At 66.8% G+C, this 19504-nt stretch carries 18 protein-coding genes; 10 read left to right on the top strand and 8 right to left on the bottom strand.

Annotation, left to right across the window (positions count from 1 at the left end; genetic code table 11):
* Positions 1-108: 108 nt before the first annotated feature.
* The 8 genes from lgt (at position 109) to ACNI3Q_RS11990 (ending at position 9283) form a co-directional block, all read left to right on the top strand.
* Positions 109-987, top strand: a complete 879-nt coding sequence (gene lgt, locus ACNI3Q_RS12025; RefSeq protein ID WP_426276992.1) for a prolipoprotein diacylglyceryl transferase — start codon at positions 109-111, stop codon at positions 985-987.
* Positions 988-991: 4 nt separating this feature from the next.
* Positions 992-2050 carry a class I SAM-dependent methyltransferase gene (locus ACNI3Q_RS12020; RefSeq protein ID WP_426276990.1) on the top strand — a complete coding sequence of 353 codons (1059 nt, stop codon included), beginning with the start codon at positions 992-994 and terminating at the stop codon, positions 2048-2050.
* Positions 2047-2556 (top strand): GNAT family N-acetyltransferase, encoded by a 510-nt coding sequence (locus ACNI3Q_RS12015; RefSeq protein ID WP_426276988.1) that lies wholly within the window; start codon positions 2047-2049, stop codon positions 2554-2556. The genes ACNI3Q_RS12020 and ACNI3Q_RS12015 overlap by 4 nt, the downstream gene beginning before the upstream one ends.
* The gene (gene pgeF, locus ACNI3Q_RS12010) at positions 2553-3341 is read left to right on the top strand and encodes a peptidoglycan editing factor PgeF (RefSeq protein WP_426276986.1); all 789 of its coding nucleotides are present in this window, start codon (positions 2553-2555) and stop codon (positions 3339-3341) included. The genes ACNI3Q_RS12015 and pgeF overlap by 4 nt, the downstream gene beginning before the upstream one ends.
* A 230-nt stretch (positions 3342-3571) precedes the next feature.
* Positions 3572-4885, top strand: coding sequence for a cystathionine gamma-synthase family protein (locus ACNI3Q_RS12005; RefSeq protein ID WP_426276984.1), 1314 nt, complete (start codon positions 3572-3574; stop codon positions 4883-4885).
* A gap of 254 nt (positions 4886-5139) precedes the next feature.
* The gene (locus tag ACNI3Q_RS12000) at positions 5140-7671 is read left to right on the top strand and encodes a glycoside hydrolase family 9 protein (protein ID WP_426276982.1); all 2532 of its coding nucleotides are present in this window, start codon (positions 5140-5142) and stop codon (positions 7669-7671) included.
* Positions 7672-7751: 80 nt separating this feature from the next.
* Positions 7752-8768, top strand: coding sequence for an adenosine deaminase (locus ACNI3Q_RS11995; protein ID WP_426276980.1), 1017 nt, complete (start codon positions 7752-7754; stop codon positions 8766-8768).
* A complete protein-coding gene (locus ACNI3Q_RS11990) occupies positions 8768-9283 on the top strand; it encodes a phosphoribosyltransferase (protein WP_426276978.1) in 516 nt (171 codons plus the stop codon). Before ACNI3Q_RS11995 ends, ACNI3Q_RS11990 begins: the two co-directional genes overlap by 1 nt.
* Positions 9284-9349: 66 nt before the next feature.
* On the opposite strand, the gene ACNI3Q_RS11985 is transcribed toward ACNI3Q_RS11990, so the two are convergent.
* From ACNI3Q_RS11985 to ACNI3Q_RS11950, 8 genes are all read right to left on the bottom strand, one after another.
* Positions 9350-9643: a hypothetical protein gene (locus ACNI3Q_RS11985; RefSeq protein ID WP_426276976.1), complete on the bottom strand. Its 294-nt coding sequence runs from the start codon at positions 9641-9643 to the stop codon at positions 9350-9352.
* A gap of 135 nt (positions 9644-9778) precedes the next feature.
* Entirely contained in the window at positions 9779-10849 is a 1071-nt protein-coding gene (gene aroC, locus ACNI3Q_RS11980; RefSeq protein ID WP_426276974.1) for a chorismate synthase, read from the bottom strand.
* Positions 10846-11373, bottom strand: a complete 528-nt coding sequence (locus ACNI3Q_RS11975; RefSeq protein WP_426276972.1) for a GNAT family N-acetyltransferase — start codon at positions 11371-11373, stop codon at positions 10846-10848. The genes aroC and ACNI3Q_RS11975 overlap by 4 nt, the downstream gene beginning before the upstream one ends.
* Before the next feature lie 7 nt (positions 11374-11380).
* The gene (fabI, locus tag ACNI3Q_RS11970; protein WP_260020293.1) at positions 11381-12184 is read right to left on the bottom strand and encodes an enoyl-ACP reductase FabI; all 804 of its coding nucleotides are present in this window, start codon (positions 12182-12184) and stop codon (positions 11381-11383) included.
* A complete protein-coding gene (locus ACNI3Q_RS11965; protein ID WP_426276969.1) occupies positions 12181-13134 on the bottom strand; it encodes a YihY/virulence factor BrkB family protein in 954 nt (317 codons plus the stop codon). The genes fabI and ACNI3Q_RS11965 overlap by 4 nt, the downstream gene beginning before the upstream one ends.
* A gap of 50 nt (positions 13135-13184) precedes the next feature.
* Complete coding sequence (locus ACNI3Q_RS11960) at positions 13185-14114, bottom strand: DnaJ C-terminal domain-containing protein (protein ID WP_426276967.1); 930 nt, start codon at positions 14112-14114, stop codon at positions 13185-13187.
* Positions 14115-14212: 98 nt separating this feature from the next.
* Entirely contained in the window at positions 14213-15091 is an 879-nt protein-coding gene (locus tag ACNI3Q_RS11955; RefSeq protein ID WP_260021576.1) for a transglutaminase family protein, read from the bottom strand.
* Positions 15092-15113: 22 nt separating this feature from the next.
* Positions 15114-17507, bottom strand: coding sequence for a circularly permuted type 2 ATP-grasp protein (locus ACNI3Q_RS11950; RefSeq protein WP_426277579.1), 2394 nt, complete (start codon positions 17505-17507; stop codon positions 15114-15116).
* Between the two features lie 227 nt (positions 17508-17734).
* On the opposite strand from ACNI3Q_RS11950, the gene pdxH reads away from it, so the two are divergent.
* Positions 17735-18313, top strand: a complete 579-nt coding sequence (gene pdxH, locus ACNI3Q_RS11945) for a pyridoxamine 5'-phosphate oxidase (RefSeq protein WP_426276965.1) — start codon at positions 17735-17737, stop codon at positions 18311-18313.
* On the top strand, positions 18310-19242 hold the full coding sequence (locus tag ACNI3Q_RS11940) for a cation diffusion facilitator family transporter (RefSeq protein ID WP_426276963.1): 933 nt from the start codon (positions 18310-18312) through the stop codon (positions 19240-19242). Before pdxH ends, ACNI3Q_RS11940 begins: the two co-directional genes overlap by 4 nt.
* The last annotated feature ends 262 nt before the right edge of the window (positions 19243-19504 follow it).

The following is a 19504-nucleotide window of genomic DNA, read 5'->3' as shown; positions in this document are numbered from 1 at the left end:
AGCGCCCGGGAGCCCATGCGAAATCGGAAAGATCGCGCGCGGCGGGCACTCGCGCTTGGGTTTTGCGCCTGCCCCCTTTATGGAACGCGCAACCAACAGGAGCCTGCCGTGATCCTTTCCCTGCTCGCCCAGAGCACCGACTATCTCCGGTTCGAAACACTGGGGCTGCATCCGGTCGCGCTTGACCTCGGTTTCTTTCAGCTCCGCTGGTACTCCCTTGCCTATATCGCCGGGATCATCGTCGGCTGGTGGTATCTGCTGCGGCTGATCGCGCAGCCGGGGTCGCCGATGGCGCGGCGCCATGCCGATGATCTGGTCTTTTATGCCGCGCTGGGCATCATCCTGGGCGGCCGTATCGGCTATATCCTGTTCTATGCCCCCGACATGCTGGTCAATCCGGTGCGCGTGCTCCGGCTGTGGGACGGCGGAATGTCGTTCCATGGCGGGGTAATCGGCACCAGCCTTGCGCTGATCTGGATGAGCCGCAAGGAAGGGTTGAACTGGCTGCGCGTGCATGATTATGTCGCGTGCTGCGTCCCCTTCGGCCTGTTCTTCGGCCGGATCGCCAATTTCGTGAACGGCGAATTGTGGGGCAAACCAACCGATGTCCCATGGGCGATCATCTTTCCGCGCACGATTGCAGGCGGCATCGACCCGCCCCGTCATCCCAGCCAGCTTTACGAGGCGGGGCTGGAGGGGCTGGTGCTGTTCGCGGTCCTCGCCTTTGCCTTCTGGCGCACCAGGGCGCGGTACGAACCGGGCAAGCTGGTCGGCATCTTCCTGCTCGGCTATGGCCTGTCACGGTTCATCGTCGAATTTTTCCGCGAACCGGACAGCCAGTTTGCCGGCACCTTCTTCGAAAATGTGCTGCACATGGGCCAGGTGCTGACGCTGCCCATGATCGTCGGCGGCATCTACCTGATCCTGACGGCCAAGGGGCGGCGCCAGCGGGTGGAGCCGGTTGCGGGTGCACAGAGCGTCGCCTGATCCCATGGACATCGCCGAACAGGATCATCTGCCCGAACGGCTGGCCCGCGCCATCGCACTGGCCGGGCCGATCCCGGTCGCGCAGTATATGGGCGCGGCCAACGCCCATTATTACGCCACGCGCGATCCGCTGGGCGAACGCGGCGACTTCATCACCGCGCCAGAGGTGAGCCAGATGTTCGGCGAACTGGTCGGGCTTGCGCTGACCGATGCGTGGGACCGGGCGGGTCGGCCAGAGGTGCGCTATGTCGAACTGGGGCCGGGTCGCGGCACGCTGGCCGCCGATGCGCTGCGCGCGATGGCGACCGTCGGCCTTGCCCCGCCCGTCCATTTTGTCGAAACCAGCCCTGTCCTGCGCGCGGCCCAGGCGGAACGCGTGCCCCATGCGGAATGGCACGTCGATCTGGTCGGGGTGCCCGACGACCTGCCCCTGATGATCGTCGCCAACGAATTTTTCGACGCCCTGCCCATCCGCCAGCTGATCCGGACGGCAGAGGGCTGGCGCGAGCGGCTGGTGGCCAGTCAGGATACGCTGTTCCTGCCCATTCCGGGCAAGACCGGGTTCGATCAGATCATCCCGCCGGACCTGCGCGATGCACCGCCGGGGTCGATCCTGGAAACCTCGCCCGCCAGCGTCGCGGTGATGCGCGCGCTCAGCCAGCGGCTGGTGGCACAGGGCGGCATCGCGCTGGTCATCGACTATGGTTATGACGGCGGCCCCACGCTTGCCGACACGCTTCAGGCGGTGTCGGGCCATCAATATGCCAATCCGTTCGAGGAACCGGGCAGCCGCGATCTGACCGCCCATGTCGATTTCGCCACGCTGGTCGAGGCGGCACGGGCAGAGGATGCGCTGGCCTATGGCCCGGTTGAACAGGGCGCATGGCTGACCGCGCTCGGCATCGGCCCGCGCGCCGCCGCGCTCGGCAATGCCGCGCCCGACCGGATCGAACAGGTGGAGGCGGACCGGCTGCGCCTCGTCGCCCCGGATCAGATGGGCGCGCTGTTCAAGGTGATTGCCGTCACCGCACCCGGCTGGCCCGAACCGGCGGGGCTGGCATGACCGTTCAGCTGCGCGACGCAACGCGGGACGATGCCACAACGCTGGCGGCACTGGCCCGCGATTCGTTCACCGAAACCTTTGGTCATCTGTATCATCCCGACGATCTGGCGCTGTTCCTGGCCGGGCACAGCACCGAACGCTGGCTGGGCGAGCTGACCGACCCGGCCTATCGCGTGCGCATGGGACAGGCGGATGGGCGGGCTATCGCCTATGCCAAACTTGGCCCGCCCAGCCTGCCGTTCGAGGCGCGCGGCCCGTCCATCGAACTGCGCCAGCTTTATGTACTGAAACCCTGGCAGGGCACGGGGCTTGCCGCCGATCTGATGCAATGGGCGATCGACACCGCCCGCGGCACGGCGGCACAGGACCTGTATCTGTCCGTGTTCACCGACAATTACCGCGCCCGCCGCTTCTATGCCCGCTACGGGTTCGAGGAAGTCGGCCCCTATGTGTTCAAGGTCGGCAATCACGAGGATGCCGACATCGTCCTGCGGCTGGCGCTATGAGCGCCGACGAACCCGTCGAGGTGCTCCGCTCCACCCTGCTGGACGGGGTCGCGCACGGCTTTCTGGGTCGCCGGGGCGGCGTTTCGACCGGCGTCATGGCCGGCCTGGACATGGGGCGGCGCGGACAGGCGGAACTGTCGCCGGAACTGACCGAAAATCGCCGCCGCGCGGTGGATGCGGTGCTGCCGGGCGCGACGCTCGTCACCCTGTATCAGGTTCATTCGGCAGAGGCGGTGATCGTCAATGCCGCCATTGCCGATGATGCCCGCCCCCACGCCGATGCGATGGTCACGCGCACGCCGGGCCTGCTGCTCGGCATCCTGACCGCTGATTGCGCCCCGGTACTGTTCGCCGATGCACAGGCGGGCGTGGTCGGTGCGGCCCATGCCGGGTGGAAAGGGGCGATTGGCGGCGTCACCGACCGGACGCTTGATGCGATGGAGCGATTGGGCGCCCGCCGCGACCGCATCGTCGCGGCCATCGGGCCGTGCATCGCCCGCGCCAGCTATGAGGTCGACCTGGCCTTTGCCGAGCGGTTTTGCGCCGACGACGCGGCCAACGAACGCTTTTTCGCCGATGGGCGGGAGGGGCATGTCCAGTTCGATCTGGAGGGGTATGTCGCGCATCGGCTGGCCAGCGCGGGCATCGGCCGCGTCGCGATGCTGGGCGAGGATACCTATCCGCAAACCGACCGCTTTTACTCGTTCCGCCGCGCCACCCATCGCCGCGAACCCGACTATGGCCGCCAGATCAGCCTGATCGGCCTTCGCCGACCACCATTATAGCATGCACGGACCCCAAGCTCGCTCGTCCTGAGCCTGTCGAAGGACGTATCGCGAACAGCGAGGCGCAGGGCTGCATCCTTCGACAGGCTCAGGATGAGCGAAGGAAGCAAGTCTGCAGCTCTGCCAAACACGGGCGGTGCTGACGGGCGGTTCCTTGGGGCCGTTTGATCCGCTACCCTGATGCAATCGCGCCCGCACCAGACGGGCGGTCATCCGTATCAGGAGTATTCATGTCCAACGAAACCGAGGCCGATCTGACCGGCGTTACCCCGCGCCGCAGGCCAAAAGCGAATATCGAAACGATCGGCGGACGAAAGCTCAGCCCCGCCACGCTGATGATGGGGCACGGTTTCGACCCCGCCCTGTCCGAAGGGGCGCTGAAACCGCCGATCTTTGCCACCTCCACCTTCGTCTTTCCCAACGCCGCGGCGGGCAAGCGGCATTTCGAAGGGGTGACGGGCAAACGTCCGGGCGGCGCAGACGGCCTTGTCTATTCCCGGTTCAACGGCCCCAATCAGGAAATCCTTGAGGACCGGCTGGGCGTCTGGGAAGAGGCGGAGGACGCGCTCGCCTTCTCCTCGGGGATGAGCGCCATCGCCACCCTGTTCCTCACCTTTGTCCAGCCGGGCGACGTGATCGTCCATTCCGGCCCGCTCTATGCGGCGACCGAAACGATGATCGCGCGCCTGCTGGGCAAGTTCGGCGTGCACTGGCTGGATTTCCCCGCCGGCGCATCGCGCGCGACGATCGAGGGCGTGCTGGAACAGGCCAAGGCAAAGGGCCGGGTGCCGCTGATCTACCTCGAAAGCCCCGCCAATCCCACCAATGTGCTTGTGGATATCGAGGCGGTGTCTGCGGCCCGCGATGCGGTGTTCGGCACGGGTGAGGATCGCCCGCCCATCGCCATCGACAACACGTTCCTCGGACCGCTGTGGCAACAACCGCTGCGGCATGGCGCAGACCTCGTCGTCTATTCGCTGACCAAATATGCCGGCGGGCACAGCGATCTGGTGGCGGGCGGCGTGCTGGGGTCGAAACGGCACATGGACATGATCCGCGCGATCCGGAACACGATCGGCACGATCTGCGATCCGAATACCGCATGGATGCTGCTGCGATCGCTGGAAACGCTTGAACTGCGCATGACGCGGGCGGGCGAGAATGCGGCAAAGGTCTGCGCGTTCCTGCGCGATCATGCCAAGGTGGAGCGGGTCGGCTATCTGGGTTTTCTGAAGGACGATGCACAGGCGGACATTTACCGCCGCCACTGCACCGGTGCCGGCTCCACCTTCTCGCTCTATCTGAAGGGCGGGGAGCGGGAGGCGTTCGCCTTTCTCGACAGCCTGCGCATCGCCAAGCTGGCGGTCAGCCTGGGCGGCACGGAAACGCTGGCCAGCGCGCCTGCCGCGATGACCCATTTGTCGGTGCCCGACGAACGCAAGCGCGCGCTGGACATCACCGACAATCTGGTTCGCATCTCGATCGGCGTCGAAAATGCCGACGACCTGATCGCCGATTTCGATCAGGCATTGGCGATGGTTTAGGAGGGTAGTCATGACACCCCGCCCTCGCTCGTCCTGAGCTTGTCGAAGGACGTATCCCGGCGATCACAACGCAGGGCAGCATCCTTCGACAGGCTGAGGATGAACGAGGGTGGGCGACACCCGGTTTGCTGGCGACAGACCATAGCGACTTGTTCCGCAATCAGGGGATTGAATGCCCTTCCCCTCCCCTCGCCCTTTTGATAGCGCTATCAAAACGCAGGGCGTGACCCTGCAGTTCGGACAGGGAGAGGATGATGGCACGCAAGCTGTTGACCGTGGCGGCTGCCGCAATGCTGGGGGTGTCGATCCCGGCACTGGCGCAGGATCAGACCGAAAAGCCTCGGGACGAAACCCGGTTGAACCTGTCCGATCAGGACTATCTGGAGGCGCGCGGCGTCAACTGGCTGGTCTTTTCAAACTGGTATGACGGCCTGTTTGCCGATGCCAAACATTCGGGCGTCGAACTGATCCAGCAGGGCGTCCGGACCGCCACCAATGGCGACGTCCGCCTGTCCGCAACGCCGGGTCAATGGGATCCCATCGGACGGCTTGTCGAGCGAAAGGTCGACAGGACCACCGGCGCGATCGAGGCAATCCTGGAATATCCCGAGCATCAGTTCCGATACCGGATCATCGGCACCCCTGCGGGCAAGGCGATGCGGCTTCAGGTCGTGCTGGACCAGCCGCTGCCGCCCGCGCTGGCGGACAAGGCCGGGTTCAATCTGGAATTCCTGCCCTCGGCCTATTTCCACCGCAGCTATCTGGCCGATGGCAGGGGCGGCACCATGCCGGTCTATCCCCAGTCGGCGATGGTCGCGGGCGGCGAGCGCAATGCCGCGTCCGGCCGCGAGGTCGGGCCGGGGGCGGAAACCGTGCCCTTTGCGACTGGATCGACCCTCGTACTGGCGCCAGAAGACGACGCCCGCCGCGTGACCATCCGGTCGGCCAGCGGCCCGCTGACCCTGCATGACGGTCGTAACATGGCCCAGAATGGCTGGTTCGTGGTGCGCGGCGCCCTGCCCTCGGGCAAGACCGGCGCGGTCATCGACTGGACGGTCGAGGCGACGAGCGTGCCCGGCTGGACCCGTCCGCCCAATATCGGCCATTCGCAGCTTGGCTATGCCCCGGCGCAGAAAAAGGTCGCGGTGATCGAACTGGACGCCAATGCCCGGCCCGCCGGTACCGCCCGGCTGATCCGCATCACCGAAACCGGCGAACGGCCAGCGGCGACCATCCCGACCCGGGCATGGGGCAAATACAAACGGTATCAGTATCTGACCGCCGATTTCACCGCGACGACTGCGCCGGGCCTGTATCAGATCGATTATGACGGCACGCGCACCGCCACGTTCCGCATCGGCGCCGACGTGTTCGCCGATGCCTGGCACCCCACCAACGACGTGTTCATGAACGTCCAGATGGACCATATGTTCGTGAACGAGGCGTATCGCGTGTGGCACAGCGATCCGCACCGCGACGATGCGCGACAGGCGCCCGTCAATCACGAACATATCGACCTGTATCGTCAGGGACCGACCACCGACACCCGGTTCAAACCCGGCGAGCATATCCCCGGCCTGAATGTCGGCGGCTGGCTGGACGCCGGCGATTTCGACATCCGCACCCAGACGCAATATGCTGCCATTCGCGGCCTTGTGAACGCGTGGGAAACCTGGAAACCGGCGCGCGATACGACCTGGATCGACAATGCGCTCCGCCGCGTCGAACTGCACGTGCCCGACGGCAAGCCGGACGTGGTGCAACAGGTCGCGCACGGCACCCGCTATCTGGTGTCGATGTACGATGCCGTCGGCTATGCCGTGCACGGCGTGGTCGAACCGGACGTGGCGCAATATACGCATCTGGGCGATGCGGCGGCCAAGACCGATGGCCTGATCTATGACCCGTCGCTCAAATTTGGCGAGGAAAAGGGCGGGCGCAGCGGCAAGCCGGATGACCGCTGGGTCTTCACCAGCAAATCATCGGCCCTGAATTACGGATCGGCCGCAGCGATGGCGGCGGCTTCGCGCGTGCTGGGCGGCGTCGATGACGCACTGGCGGCAAAGGCGCGCAGGCTCGCCATCCAGGTGTGGGACGAGGAACAGCGCCACCCGCCCTTCACCTTCAGCCACGGCAACACCACCGGCGGCCCGCTTGAGGCAGAAATGTTCGACGCGGCGGTCGAGTTGATGCTGACCACCGGCGACAGGGCGAAATACGCCCCCCATGTCGCCCGGCTGTGGGACGAACTGGCGGCGAAGAACATGGTCGACTGGCAGACCGCGTTAAAGGCGCTGCCGATGATGGATGCGGCCTATCGCGGCAAGCTGGAAACGGCGGCGCGCGAATGGTCGGCGGCAGATGCCGGACTGGCAAAGGCCAATCCGTTCGGCGTACCGGTGACAGAGGGGGGCTGGGCCGGTTCCGGCGCGGTCGTCAGTCATGGCCTGACCGCCTATGCGCTGCACAAGGCGTTTCCCGGGATCGTCGACGGCAGCGCGGTGTTCCGTTCGATGGATTTCCTGATGGGCACGCATCCCTATCACAATCTGTCGCTCGTCTCCGGCGTCGGCACCCGGTCAAAGGAGGTGAGCTATGGCAGCAACCGTGCCGATTTCAGCTTCATCGCAGGCGGCGTGGTGCCCGGTATCCTGATGCTGAAGCCCGATTTTCCGGAAAACAAGGAAGACTGGCCGTTCTTCTGGGGCGAAAACGAATATGTCGTGAACCTTGGCCCGGCCTTCATCCAGCTCGCCAACGCCGCCAACGAACTGGCAGCGAAGTAGGGAAGGAAAAGCCCCTTCCCTATCCTGAAGGGGAGGGGCTTTAGGCTTGCTCCCGCCATGGCCCCGCGCGAAAACGGGGCATGAGCATTCCCGATTCCTTCATCACCGGCCTGCCAAAGGCGGAGCTTCATCTGCATATCGAGGGGAGCCTGGAGCCGGAGCTGATGATGGCGCTGGCCAGGCGCAACCGCGTCGACATCCCCTTCGCCACAGTGGAGGATATCCGCGCGGCATATCAGTTCAGCCGGCTGCAGGATTTCCTGGATATCTATTATCAGGGCGCGAACGTGCTGCGCACTGCAGAGGATTTCCGCGATCTCGCCATCGCCTATTTCGACCGGGCGGCGGCGGACGGCGTCGTCCATGCAGAGATTTTCTTTGATCCCCAGACGCACACCGACCGCGGCATCCCGTTCGACACGGTCATGCAGGGCCTGCTGGCCGGGATGGCAGCGGCAGAGGAACGGCATGGCCTTACCTCGAAACTGATCCTCTGTTTCCTGCGTCACCTGGACGAGGATGCGGCCTTTGCCACCCTGGCCCAGGCCGAACCGTGGCTGGACCGGATCACCGGCGTCGGGCTGGATTCGTCCGAGCTTGGCCATCCGCCGGAAAAGTTCGCCCGCGTCTTTGCCCGCGCCCGCGATGCCGGGCTGAAACTGGTCGCCCATGCCGGAGAGGAAGGGCCGCCCGATTATGTCGAACAGGCGCTGGATGTGCTCCGCATCGACCGGCTGGACCATGGCAATCGCAGTCTTGAGGACGATGCGCTGACCCGGCGGCTGGCCGAAACGGGCATGACGCTGACGGTCTGCCCGCTGTCCAACCTGAAGCTGTGCGTGGTCCCGTCGCTGGATGCCCATCCCATCGACCGGATGCTGCAACTGGGCCTGCGCGCGACAGTGAACAGCGACGATCCCGCCTATTTCGGCGGCTATGTCGCCGAAAATTACCGCGCGGTCGCGGCGGCACGCGGGCTGTCGCACGGCGATCTGGCGACGCTGGCCCGCAACAGCTTTACCGGCAGCTTCCTTGATGCGGACAGCATCGCCCGCCATGTCGCCGCCGTCGATGCCTTTGTCGCGGAACACGCCTGATGCCGATTTTCACGCCCATCCTGCACGACGCCTTTGCTGATCTGATCCGGGCGCTGGCGGCCGAACTGGCGGCGGACGACTGGCAGCCGGATTTCATCATCGGGATCGGCCGGGGCGGCCTTGCTCCCGGTGTCTATCTCAGCCACGCTACGGGGCTGGCCACGCTGTCGGTCGATTATTCGTCCAAGAATGCCGATTTTTCGGAAGCCCCGCTCGACCGGCTGGCCGAACGGACGCGGGCCGGCGAACGGCTGCTGTTCCTTGACGACATCAACGATACCGGCGGCACCATCGGCAAGCTGCGCGAACGCATGGCCGCCAAGGGCGCGGCGATGGGCCAGGTCCGTTTCGCCACACTGCTGGACAATGTCCGCTCCGCGCAAAAGGTCGATTACCGCGCCCGCATGATCGACCGGGCAGTGACCAAGGACTGGTTCATCTTTCCGTGGGAGGCGATGGCCCCCGACAGCGCAATTGCCGCCGACGCGGCAGAGGTGCCGGAACGCACCGCCTGATCGCGCGGCCACGAAAAAGGGCGCGGGTATGGCCCGCGCCCTTTCCAATCCGGGATCTTGCCTGCGTCAGCGGACCTGGGGCGTGGCCGGCTCGCTCTCTTCGGTCGGCTTGACTTCATCGGTCTGCGATTCCGGCGCGGGGCTGGTCTTTGCGTTCGGATCCTGTGGCTCGGTCGTCGGCGTCGGGCTGGTCGTCGGCGCGGTCGATGCGTCCGGCATCTGCTCCGGCGACGGGGTCTGCGTCTGCTGCGTATCGGTCGGGGCCGACGGGGTGGTCTGCGTGCCCGGCGTCGTCTGGGCTGCGGCAATGCCGCTGGCCGAAAGCATCAGGGCGCTGGCAGTGATGAACTTGGTAAGCATGGTTACTCTCCTCGGGTAGGACACCCAAGGAAAACCGCCGATCCCCGCCATGGTTCAATCGCCCCGTCGCCGGATTGCCACGGCTTTCGGTCAGCCGTGCCGTTTGACCGGCCGGCGTTCAGCGTCTTGCCCGGATCAACCGCACTGGGCGCGATGGAGCAGCTTCTGATCCGCCAGAACCAGCGCCATCATCGCCGCCACCACTGGTGCGCCGCGAATGCCGACGCACGGGTCGTGCCGTCCCTTGGTCAGGATCTCGGTCGCCTCGCCCGCCCGCGTTACGGTTTCGACGGGGGTCAGGATGGAACTGGTCGGCTTGAACGCCACCCGCACCAGCACCGGCTGACCGGTCGAAATGCCGCCCGCAATGCCGCCCGCGTGGTTGGCCAGGAATTGCGGCATCCCGTCCTCGCCCGGCCGCATGGCATCGGCATTCTGTTCGCCGGTCAGGGTCGCTGCGGCAAAGCCGTCGCCGATCTCCACGCCCTTCACCGCATTGATGCTCATCATCGCGGCGGCCAGCTCGCTGTCCAGCTTGGCATAAAGCGGCGCGCCCCATCCGGCGGGCACGCCGCGCGCCTCGCACGCAATGACCGCGCCCAGCGACGATCCGCTCTTGCGCGCCCCGTCGACCAGCGCCTCCCAGCGCGCCGCCGCCGCCGCATCGGGACAGAAAAAGGGATTGTTCCCGATTTCCGCCGCGTCGAAATTGGCATAATCGATCGCATCGCCGCCGATCGCCTCGACCCAGGCAGTGATGGTCACCTCCGGGATCGCCAGCCGGGCGACGCCGCCCGCCGCCACTCGCGCCGCCGTTTCCCGCGCCGAGGATCGCCCGCCGCCGCGATAGTCGCGAAAGCCGTATTTGGCGTCATAGGCATAATCGGCATGGCCGGGGCGATAGGCCTTTGCTACGTCCGAATAATCCTTGGACCGCTGGTCGACATTCTCGATCATCAGGCTGATCGGCGTCCCGGTCGTCCGCCCTTCGAACACGCCGGACAGGATGCGGACCTGATCCGGTTCCTGCCGCTGGGTCGTAAAGCGCGACTGGCCGGGACGGCGCTGGTCCAGGAACGGCTGGATGTCCGCCTCGCTCAGCGCCAGGCCGGGGGGGCAGCCATCGACGACCGCGCCCAGCGCCGGGCCATGGCTTTCGCCCCAGGTGGTAAAGCGGAACACCCGCCCGAACGTGTTGAAACTCATGCGTCCTCCCCCAGCGCCGCAAAGGCGGGGGCGTGCGCCGCCACGCCGCGCACGCCGGGCGGCATCGGCCGTCCCGTCAGCACCGCCGCCATGAAATGATCCCCGGCATAGGGGCTGTCGAACCCGGCTGCCGTCTCGGCCTTGAACCCGAACCGCGCATAATAGGCCGGATCGCCCAGCACGAAGCACAGGCCGAGCCCGGCACGGGACAGCTGTTCCAGCCCGGCGGAAACCAGTGCCTCACCCACGCCCTGCCGCCGATAACCCGGCAGCACGGCCAGCGGTGCCAGCGCGACCGCAGCAACGGGATCGCCATCCAGCTCAACGTGCATCCGGCTGAACACCGCGGCCCCGGCCAGCGTGCCGCCCGCCTCGTCCGCCGCCACCATCGCCAGCACCATGTCGCCATCCAGGCACAGCCGCATCAGCAGCTCCGCCTCGGCCGGCGCGGCGAAATTCTGGCGCATCAACCGGTCGATGCCCGCGACATCGCCGGCACCTGCGGGACGGACGGTCAGCGTCATCGTGCCGTCACGACAATGCGATGTCGGGCGCGTCCTCGGCCTTCATGCCCACGACATTGTACCCGGCATCGACATGATGGATCTCGCCCGTCACGCCGGCCGACAGGTCGCTGAGCAGATACAGCCCGGCGCCGCCGACATCCTCGATCGTCACGTTCCGCTTCAGCGGCGCGTTCAGCTCGTTCCACTTCAGGATATAGCGGAAATCGCCGATGCCGCTCGCCGCCAGCGTCTTGATCGGCCCGGCCGAAATCGCGTTGACGCGGATATTGTCGCGGCCGAGGTCGACGGCGAGGTATTTGACGCTGGTATCCAGCGCCGACTTGGCAATGCCCATGACATTGTAATGCGGCACGACCTTTTCCGACCCGTAATAGGTCAGCGTCAACAGGCTGCCGCCATTCGGCATCAGCGCCTTGGCATGACGCGCCACGGCGGTGAAGGAATAGACGCTGATGTTCATCGTCATCAGGAAATTGTCGAGGCTGGTTTCGTAGTAGCGGCCGCGCAGCTCGTTCTTGTCCGAAAACCCGATGGCGTGGACCACGAAATCGATCGTCGGCCAGCGGGCCGCCAGCGTCGAAAAGGCCGCGTCCACGCTGGCCATGTCGGACACCTCGCACGGAAAGCAGAAATCCGATCCCAGTTCGGCGGCCAGCGGAACCACACGCTTGGCCAGCGAATCATTGGGATAGGTAAAGGCCAGCTCGGCGCCATGTTCGGCCAGCTGTTTCGCAATGCCCCAGGCAAGTGACTTGTCGTTCGCCAGGCCCATGATGAGCCCGCGCTTGCCCGCCATCAATCCAGTCATGCGTTCCCTTCCGCGCCCAAGTCCTTGTTCGACGCGCTCTCTAGACCGGTTTCGGGCGATTCTGCCAGCGCCGCGTTCAGTTGCGCACCCACAACGACGCCCAGCCCCACGATGAAGAAGAAGATGAGGGCGATCATCACCCCAGCCAGACTGCCATAGGTCAGGTCGTAATTGGCCAGATTGGTCAGGATGATCGGCAGCAATGCGGTCGTCGCCAGCCACCATCCGGTGGTCAGCGCAGCGCCCGGCCATTTCGGATTGTTCGACCGGCGATAAACGCCGGGAGTCAGGGCGTAGAACAGGATATAGAGCGCGGCGAACAGCGCGATGCCCGGCACGAACCGCGACAGGCTGAGCGTCGTCTGGATGTCGGTGGCAAAGGGCAGAAAGCGGGTAATGAACGCCTCCACCCCGGTCAGCGCCACCTGAAAGCTGAATGCCGTCATCGCCAGGATGACCGAGGCAAAGATCATCCCGATCGCGCTCAGCCGATATTCCCAGAACGGCCGGCTCATCTTGACGCCATAGGCCTGTCGCTGGATCGCGCGCAGCGTCTCGACAAAGCTGGCCGTGGTCCACAGCCCGACGATCGCGCCCAGCCACAACAGCGATCCCGAACGGGCCTGCAGCACGTCCAGGATCGGCTTTTGCAGAACCAACGCCACATCGGGCGGCATGGTCCGCAAAAACGCCTCGACCGTGCGCAGCCCGTCTTCGGTCCGGCCGAACAGCCGGGCGATGGCGGCCGCGACGATGAAGAACGGGAACAGCGTGACCAGGCTCAGATAGGCAAGATTGCCCGCATGGGTGAACCCTTCGGCAAACACGCCGGCCACGACGCGCTTGGCGACTTCGAACACGCGCTGGCTGATACCAAGATTGGCCAGCCGCTGCTGGAGCCCACCCTGTTCACGACGTGCCTCGGGTGATTGCGATGAGCCTTCAGTCATGCTCGTCATAACCCGCTGCCCGTCACTTTGCTCCGCACCAGTCGGCGGGGTCAAAGGCCGAGCCGACTGCGCGGGTCATGCGTGGCAGCGCCGGGCCAGTCGCGGGCGAACGCGGTCAACGCGGCATCGTCGACCGGCAGGTCGATCATCAGCGTGACCAGCTGATCCCCCCGGCCGCCGCCCTTCTTGTGAAACCCCTTGCCGCGCAGGCGCATCACCTTGCCCGATGTCGACCCGGCGGGCAGTTTCAGCATCACGCTGCCGTCCACCGTCGGCACCTTCACCTCGCCGCCCAGCACCGCTTCGGCCAGGCCAATGGGCAGGTCGATGCGCACATCGTCGCCGTCGCGGGTAAAGAACCGGTGCGACTGAACCTCGATGGTGACGATGGCGTCGCCCGACCCGCCCGGTCCCGGCTGCCCCTTGCCCGCCAGCCGCATCTGCGTGCCGGTTTCCACCCCGGCGGGCAGTTTCAGGTCGATGGTCTTGCCATCGTTCAGCGTGATCCGCTGCGGGGCCAGCATGGCCGCATCCACGAACGATACCGCCAGGCGATAGGGGATGTTGCCGCCCTTTGGCTGTGGCCGCCGGCCGAACTCGCTGGCAAAACCGCCGCCCCGCGCGCCTGCACCGCCGCCGAACAGCCCCTCGAAGATATCGGTGAAATCCCCGCTGTCGCCCGAAAAGTCGAACCCGCCGGGGCGGCCCTGTCCGCCCGGCCCGCGCGCGCCGCCAAAACCGAACGGCATGGCCGGATTGCCGTCCGCGTCGATCTCTCCCCGGTCGAACCGGGCGCGCTTGTCCTTGTCGCTGAGCAGGTCATAGGCCTGCGTCACCGTGGCGAAGCGTTCGGCCGCACGCGGATTGTCTCGATTGCGGTCGGGGTGCAGCTCCTTGGCCAGCTTGCGATAGGCGGACTTGATCTCCGCCTCGCTCGCACCGCGTGCCACGCCCAGAGTGGTATAGGGATCTGCTGCCATTTGGGGTCCGTTACTCCTGTCGGGCGCCTATGTGGGGGAAAGCAGGCGCTGACGCAATTCCGGCGGATGGACGGCACCATTCCCGCCCGGCGCGCCGGTCAGTCCAGCGGCGCCACGTCGACCGATACGTGCATCGTCTGACCCCCGGTGCCCAGCACCACGCCGTCGATCGGCGCGATGTCGCCGTAATCGCGGCCGATGGCGACGACGACATGATCCTCCGCCATCCAGATGCCATTGGTCGGATCGACGCCGACCCATCCGATGGCGGGGCCTGCCCACAGCATCACCCACGCATGGGTGGCATCGGCCCCGACCAGCCGTTCCTGACCCGGCGGCGGCAGGGTGCGAAGATAACCGGAGACGTATGCAGCCGGCAGCCCCGCCGTCCTCAGCCCCGAAATCATGATCTGCGCGAAATCCTGGCACACCCCGCCCCGCTTGTGGAACGCCTCGATCGGCGGGGTGTCGACCAATGTCGCGCTGGGATCGAACAGGAACTCGCTCTGGATGCGCCGGGCCAGCGCCATGCCCGCCTCCAGCACGCCGCGCCGGGGGTCCAGCTCGGCCGCGCACCATGCGCCGATCTCTGCGTCCAGCGGGATACGGGGCGAGGGAAACTGGTAACTGGCCGGGCTGGCCGGGCCCATGTCGCGGCTGGCGCGCGCCATCGCCGCCACCTCGGCCAGGGTCGGGTCGCCCGGCTGCGGCATCGGGATCGGCCGGGTCAGCGTGACCAGCGCGCTGCTTTCGATCACCAGGCTGCGCGTCGTGTTTTCCACGACCAGCCGCTGCACATTGGCCAGCCCCGCCTGTGCCCGGGCCGGGGCCAGCCGCCCGGCAGGCTCGATGGCCAGCGTGTGCGCCTCCAGCGTCTGACCCGACCACAGGATCGGCTTCAGCCGCAGGTTGCAGCGGACGAATCCAGCAGGCTCGGCATAATCGAACCGGGTGATGTGCCGGATGGCATAGCGCATCATTGCCGCCGTCCCCGCGCGATCAGGCGAGCGTCAGGCCGGGCGCGCGCAGCGCCTCCGACCCGTGCAGGAAATAGCGGCGGGCGATGGCGTCCGACAGATCGGCCAGCATGGCGTTCAGGCGGTTCAGCTGCACCTCCTCGATGCTGGCGGCGCGGGTCAGGTCGACCAGCGCGGTGAGTTCCGCTGCCAACGCCTGTTGCGGCTCCTGTATCCCGTCATCGGCCAGCATGGGCAGCCGGGTCAGATGCTCGCGGATCACCTGCGCCTGATAGGCCAGGCTGCGCGGATTGCCCGGATCCAGCAGCACCAGGTCAATCACCGGCACGCGCGCAATGCCGGTCAGGTAACGCTGGCGGTAACTGATCTGGCTGTCGGCCAGGTCGAGCAGCGTGGACAGGTCGTCGGCCGTCGCGTGCATCGCCATGAAGGCGCGGACATTCTGGATCATCCCCGCCCCCCGCTCGATCCGGCGGCCCAGGTCCAGAAAGCGCCAGGCATCGGTCCGCGCCATATGCTCCGCGGACAGGCCGGCGATCGCGGCATAGCGGCGCTGCAGCGTGCCTGCCCGGTCCAGCACGCTGCCCCGTTCGGGAAACGGCGCATCGATCAGGCGCGTCATGTCCGCCGACAACCGGTCCCGCGATATCGCGCCGATCCCGGCGATTGCGCGGTTGATGCCCGCCACGCTGAACGGGCCGTCATTGCCCAGCGCAGCCATGGCGAACGCCGCCAGTTCGCTGCGCCCCCGCCCGGCCGGTTCGCTGGCCGCCCCGGTAGCGACGATCAGGTTGATCAGGTGCTGCACTGTGCCGCTGGACAGCGCAGCGCCGGTGTCGGCGGTGATCGAATGGCCCAGCAGGACGCGGATCACGGCCAGCAATGCCTCGCCCCGTTCCAGATACCGGCCCAGCCAGAACATGTTGTCCGCCACCCGGCTGGGCAGCGTGCCGGGGTTGCGCCGCAGCTGCACGGTCGTGCTTGCGGGCAACAGGCTGACCGGATCGACGGGGTCGGGGCCGTGGATGCACACATCGGCGGACCAGACGCCCTCGCCCATCACCGCTGCACGCGGGTCCGGGTGATCGGCGATCCGCGCAAAGCCGCCGGGCAGCACGGCCCATTCCCCATCCGGCCCGCGCGCTGCGAACACGCGCAGCGTGAACGGGCGGGCCACCATCCGGTCGCCCTGCACCACCGGCATGGTGCACAGCCGCACCACTTCGCGCCCGACATAATCCTGCGGTCGCCGCGCCATATCCGCCTCGACCGACGCGCGCCCGGCTGCATCCAGCTCGCACCCGAGCAGCGCCTGCCCGCCCGGCAGGCCCAGCGGCGGATCGGAAAAGGCAGGGGACAGCTCCATCCGGTCCAGATGGGCCAGCACATGGTCGCGCTCGGCTGGCTGCCCGCACCACCAGGTTGCGACATTGGGCAGGCGCAGCGGCGCGCCGACCAGCCGCTCGGCCAGCGCGGGCAGGAACGCGGCCAGTGCCGGCGCCTCGACCATGCCGACACCGGGTGCATTGGCCACCACGACATCGCCCGCCGCCATGGCATCAACCAGCCCCGCCACCCCGATTTCCGAATGGGAATCGAACGCCAGCGGATCGAGCAGGCGCGGATCGAGCCGCCGCCACAGCGCGTCGATCCGCTTCAGCCCGGCGACGGTCCGGACATAAACCTTGTCGTCCCGCACCGCCAGATCGGCACCCTCGACCAGCAAAAAGCCCAGATACCGGGCCAGATGCGCCTGTTCGGCATAGCTTGCATTGTAGCGGCCGGGCGTCAGCAGGCCGATGCGCGGTTCCGCCCGGCGGCAACTGGCGGCCAGGCCGTCGCGCATCGCCGTAAAGAACGGCGCGTGCCGCTGGATGTTCAGCCGCAACTGCAACCCGTCGAGCACCCGTCCGATCGCCAGCCGGTTTTCCAGCGCATAGCCCGCGCCGGTGGGTGCGCGGACATGATCGGCCAGCACGCGCCACTGCCCGTCCGGACCCCGGCCCAGATCGACGGCATAGAAATGCAGGTGCCTGCCCCCCGGCGGGGTCAGCCCGACCATCGGCCGCAGGAACAGCGCGCTGCCGGTGACCAGCGCGGCGGGCAGCGCGCCCTGGCTGACCAGCTCGCCCGGGCCATAGATATCGGCGATCAACGCCTCCATCAGCGTCGCCCGCTGGGTCACGCCCGCGCTGATTTCCGCCCATTCGGCCGAACCGATCATCAGCGGCACCGGCGACAGGGGCCATGGCCGCTCCTCGCTTTCGCCGGGGATCCGGTATCCCGTGCCGATATCGTCCGCCTGACGCTGCGCCCGCTCGCGCACCTCGTCCAGCCTGCCGCCAGACGCGCCCGCCAGTTCGTCCAGCATCGCCAGCCAGGCATCGCGCTCTGCCCCGTCGGCAGCGCACAGCATGTCGCCGGCATTGCCGTCGCCGCAATAATCGCGGATCCATTGCTCCGCGGCGTCCGCGGTGCCGGTCAACCCTGTTGCCAGGCTAGCCAAATGCCGTTCCCGTCATGCACCGCCCCCGCTGAATGGCTGTCCGTGCAACCACAAAGCATCCCCCCGCGCAACCGCGCAGGAACCACATGGCGAACTTCCCCGTGGATAACCTTGGCCCGCCGGCGTAATGAGCGCGCATGAGCACTGACCCCCACACCCTGTTCGACAGCTGGATGGCCGAGGCCGAGGCAAGCGAGATCAACGATCCCAACGCCATGGCGCTGGCCACGGCCGATGCGGATGGCCGCCCGGCCGTGCGCACGGTGCTGCTGAAGGGGCATGATGCGCGCGGATTCGTCTTTTACACCAACCGGGAAAGCCGAAAGGGGCTGGAACTGGCCGCCAACCCCCGCGCCATGCTGCTGTTCCACTGGAAATCGCTGCGCCGACAAGTGCGGATCGAGGGGCCGGTATCGATCATCGACGATGCCGAATCGGACGCCTATTTCGCCACGCGGCCGCGCGCCTCGCAACTTGGCGCATGGGCATCGGACCAGTCCCGTCCGCTGACGGCGCGCGCGACGTTCGAGCTGCGCCTGGCCGAGGCGGAGGCCCGGTTCGACGGCGCCGACGTGCCGCGCCCGCCGCACTGGGGCGGCTATCGCGTCACCCCGGAACGGATCGAATTCTGGCAGGACCGCGACTATCGGCTGCATGAACGCCGCGTGTTCACCCGCGACGGCAATGGATGGCGCGAAGGGATGCTGTTCCCGTGACCGATCCGGCGCGGCTCGCCCGGTCGGCTGCGCTGGCCAGTGTCGGTACTGCCCTGTTCCTGGGCGGGATCAAGGGCTATGCCGCCTGGGCGACGGGTTCTGTCGCGATGCTCGGATCGCTGGCCGATTCCGCGCTCGACCTGATCGCATCGCTTGTCACGCTGTTCGGGGTCCAGATCGCTGCCCGCCCGGCGGACGAGGATCACAGGTTCGGCCATGGCAAGGCAGAGGCGCTGGCCGCGCTGTTCCAGGTGGCGGTCATCACCGTTTCGGCCATCGGCATCCTTGGCCGCGCCATCGGCGATCTTTCCGCGGGTCAGGCGGTGGCCCAGGCCGAATATGGCATCGGGGTCAGCGTGATCGCGATCATCGCGACGCTGGCGCTGACCCGGTATCAGGCGCATGTCGTCGCGCGCACCGGATCGCTCGCCATCGGCACGGACCGGGTGCATTATACCAGCGACCTGCTGCTCAACGCCGCCGTCATCGCGGCATTGGTGCTGGAACAGTATCTTGGCCTGCGCGGCGCGGACCCGGTGTTCGGCATCGGCATTGCGCTGTGGCTGCTGTTCGGCGCGTGGCGCGCCTCGATCGAGGCGATCGGCCAGCTGATGGACAAGGAATGGCCGGAGGAAAAGCGCCGCCGCTTTGTCGAGGTCGCCAGCCGTCATCCGGAGCTGAAGGGGCTGCACGACCTGCGCATCCGCACCAGCGGCAACCGCGACTTTGCCCAGTTTCATATGTGGATGGACCCTCACATGACCGTCGCTGCGGCCCATGACGTGGTCGAGGCGCTGGAACGCGCGCTCGAGGCCGAGTTTCCGGGCATGGAGGTGCTGATCCATATCGACCCGGTGGGTCAGGTCGATCACCCCGGCAACCCGCTGGCCGAACGGGACGAGGTCGCACAGCTGCGCAGCCCCGGCTGATCGTCCGCATCTGCCCGTCTTGCGAGGAATATCGGCGGTTAAGCCTTGAAGATGTTGCCGATTTTGTCCAGCAGATGGAGCCAAACGAGGCCTTCTGCGTTGGGCAGCGTTGATCGGGGGCAAGTGTGCCCTTGATCCTGGAATGGTGAGGGGCAGTGACAATCAGGTTCGGACGAACGGCTCGGCACGTGTTGCTGGCCAGCGCGGCCATGCTGCCCTGGGCTGCCCATGCGCAGCAATCGGGCAGCACCGTGCCCGCACA

The sequence above is a fragment of the Sphingomonas eleionomae genome (assembly GCF_049889035.1).
GTDB lineage: Bacteria > Pseudomonadota > Alphaproteobacteria > Sphingomonadales > Sphingomonadaceae > Sphingomonas.
The sequence above is the reverse complement of the archived record's forward strand: the minus strand, read 5'-3'. Positions and strand labels throughout refer to the sequence as shown.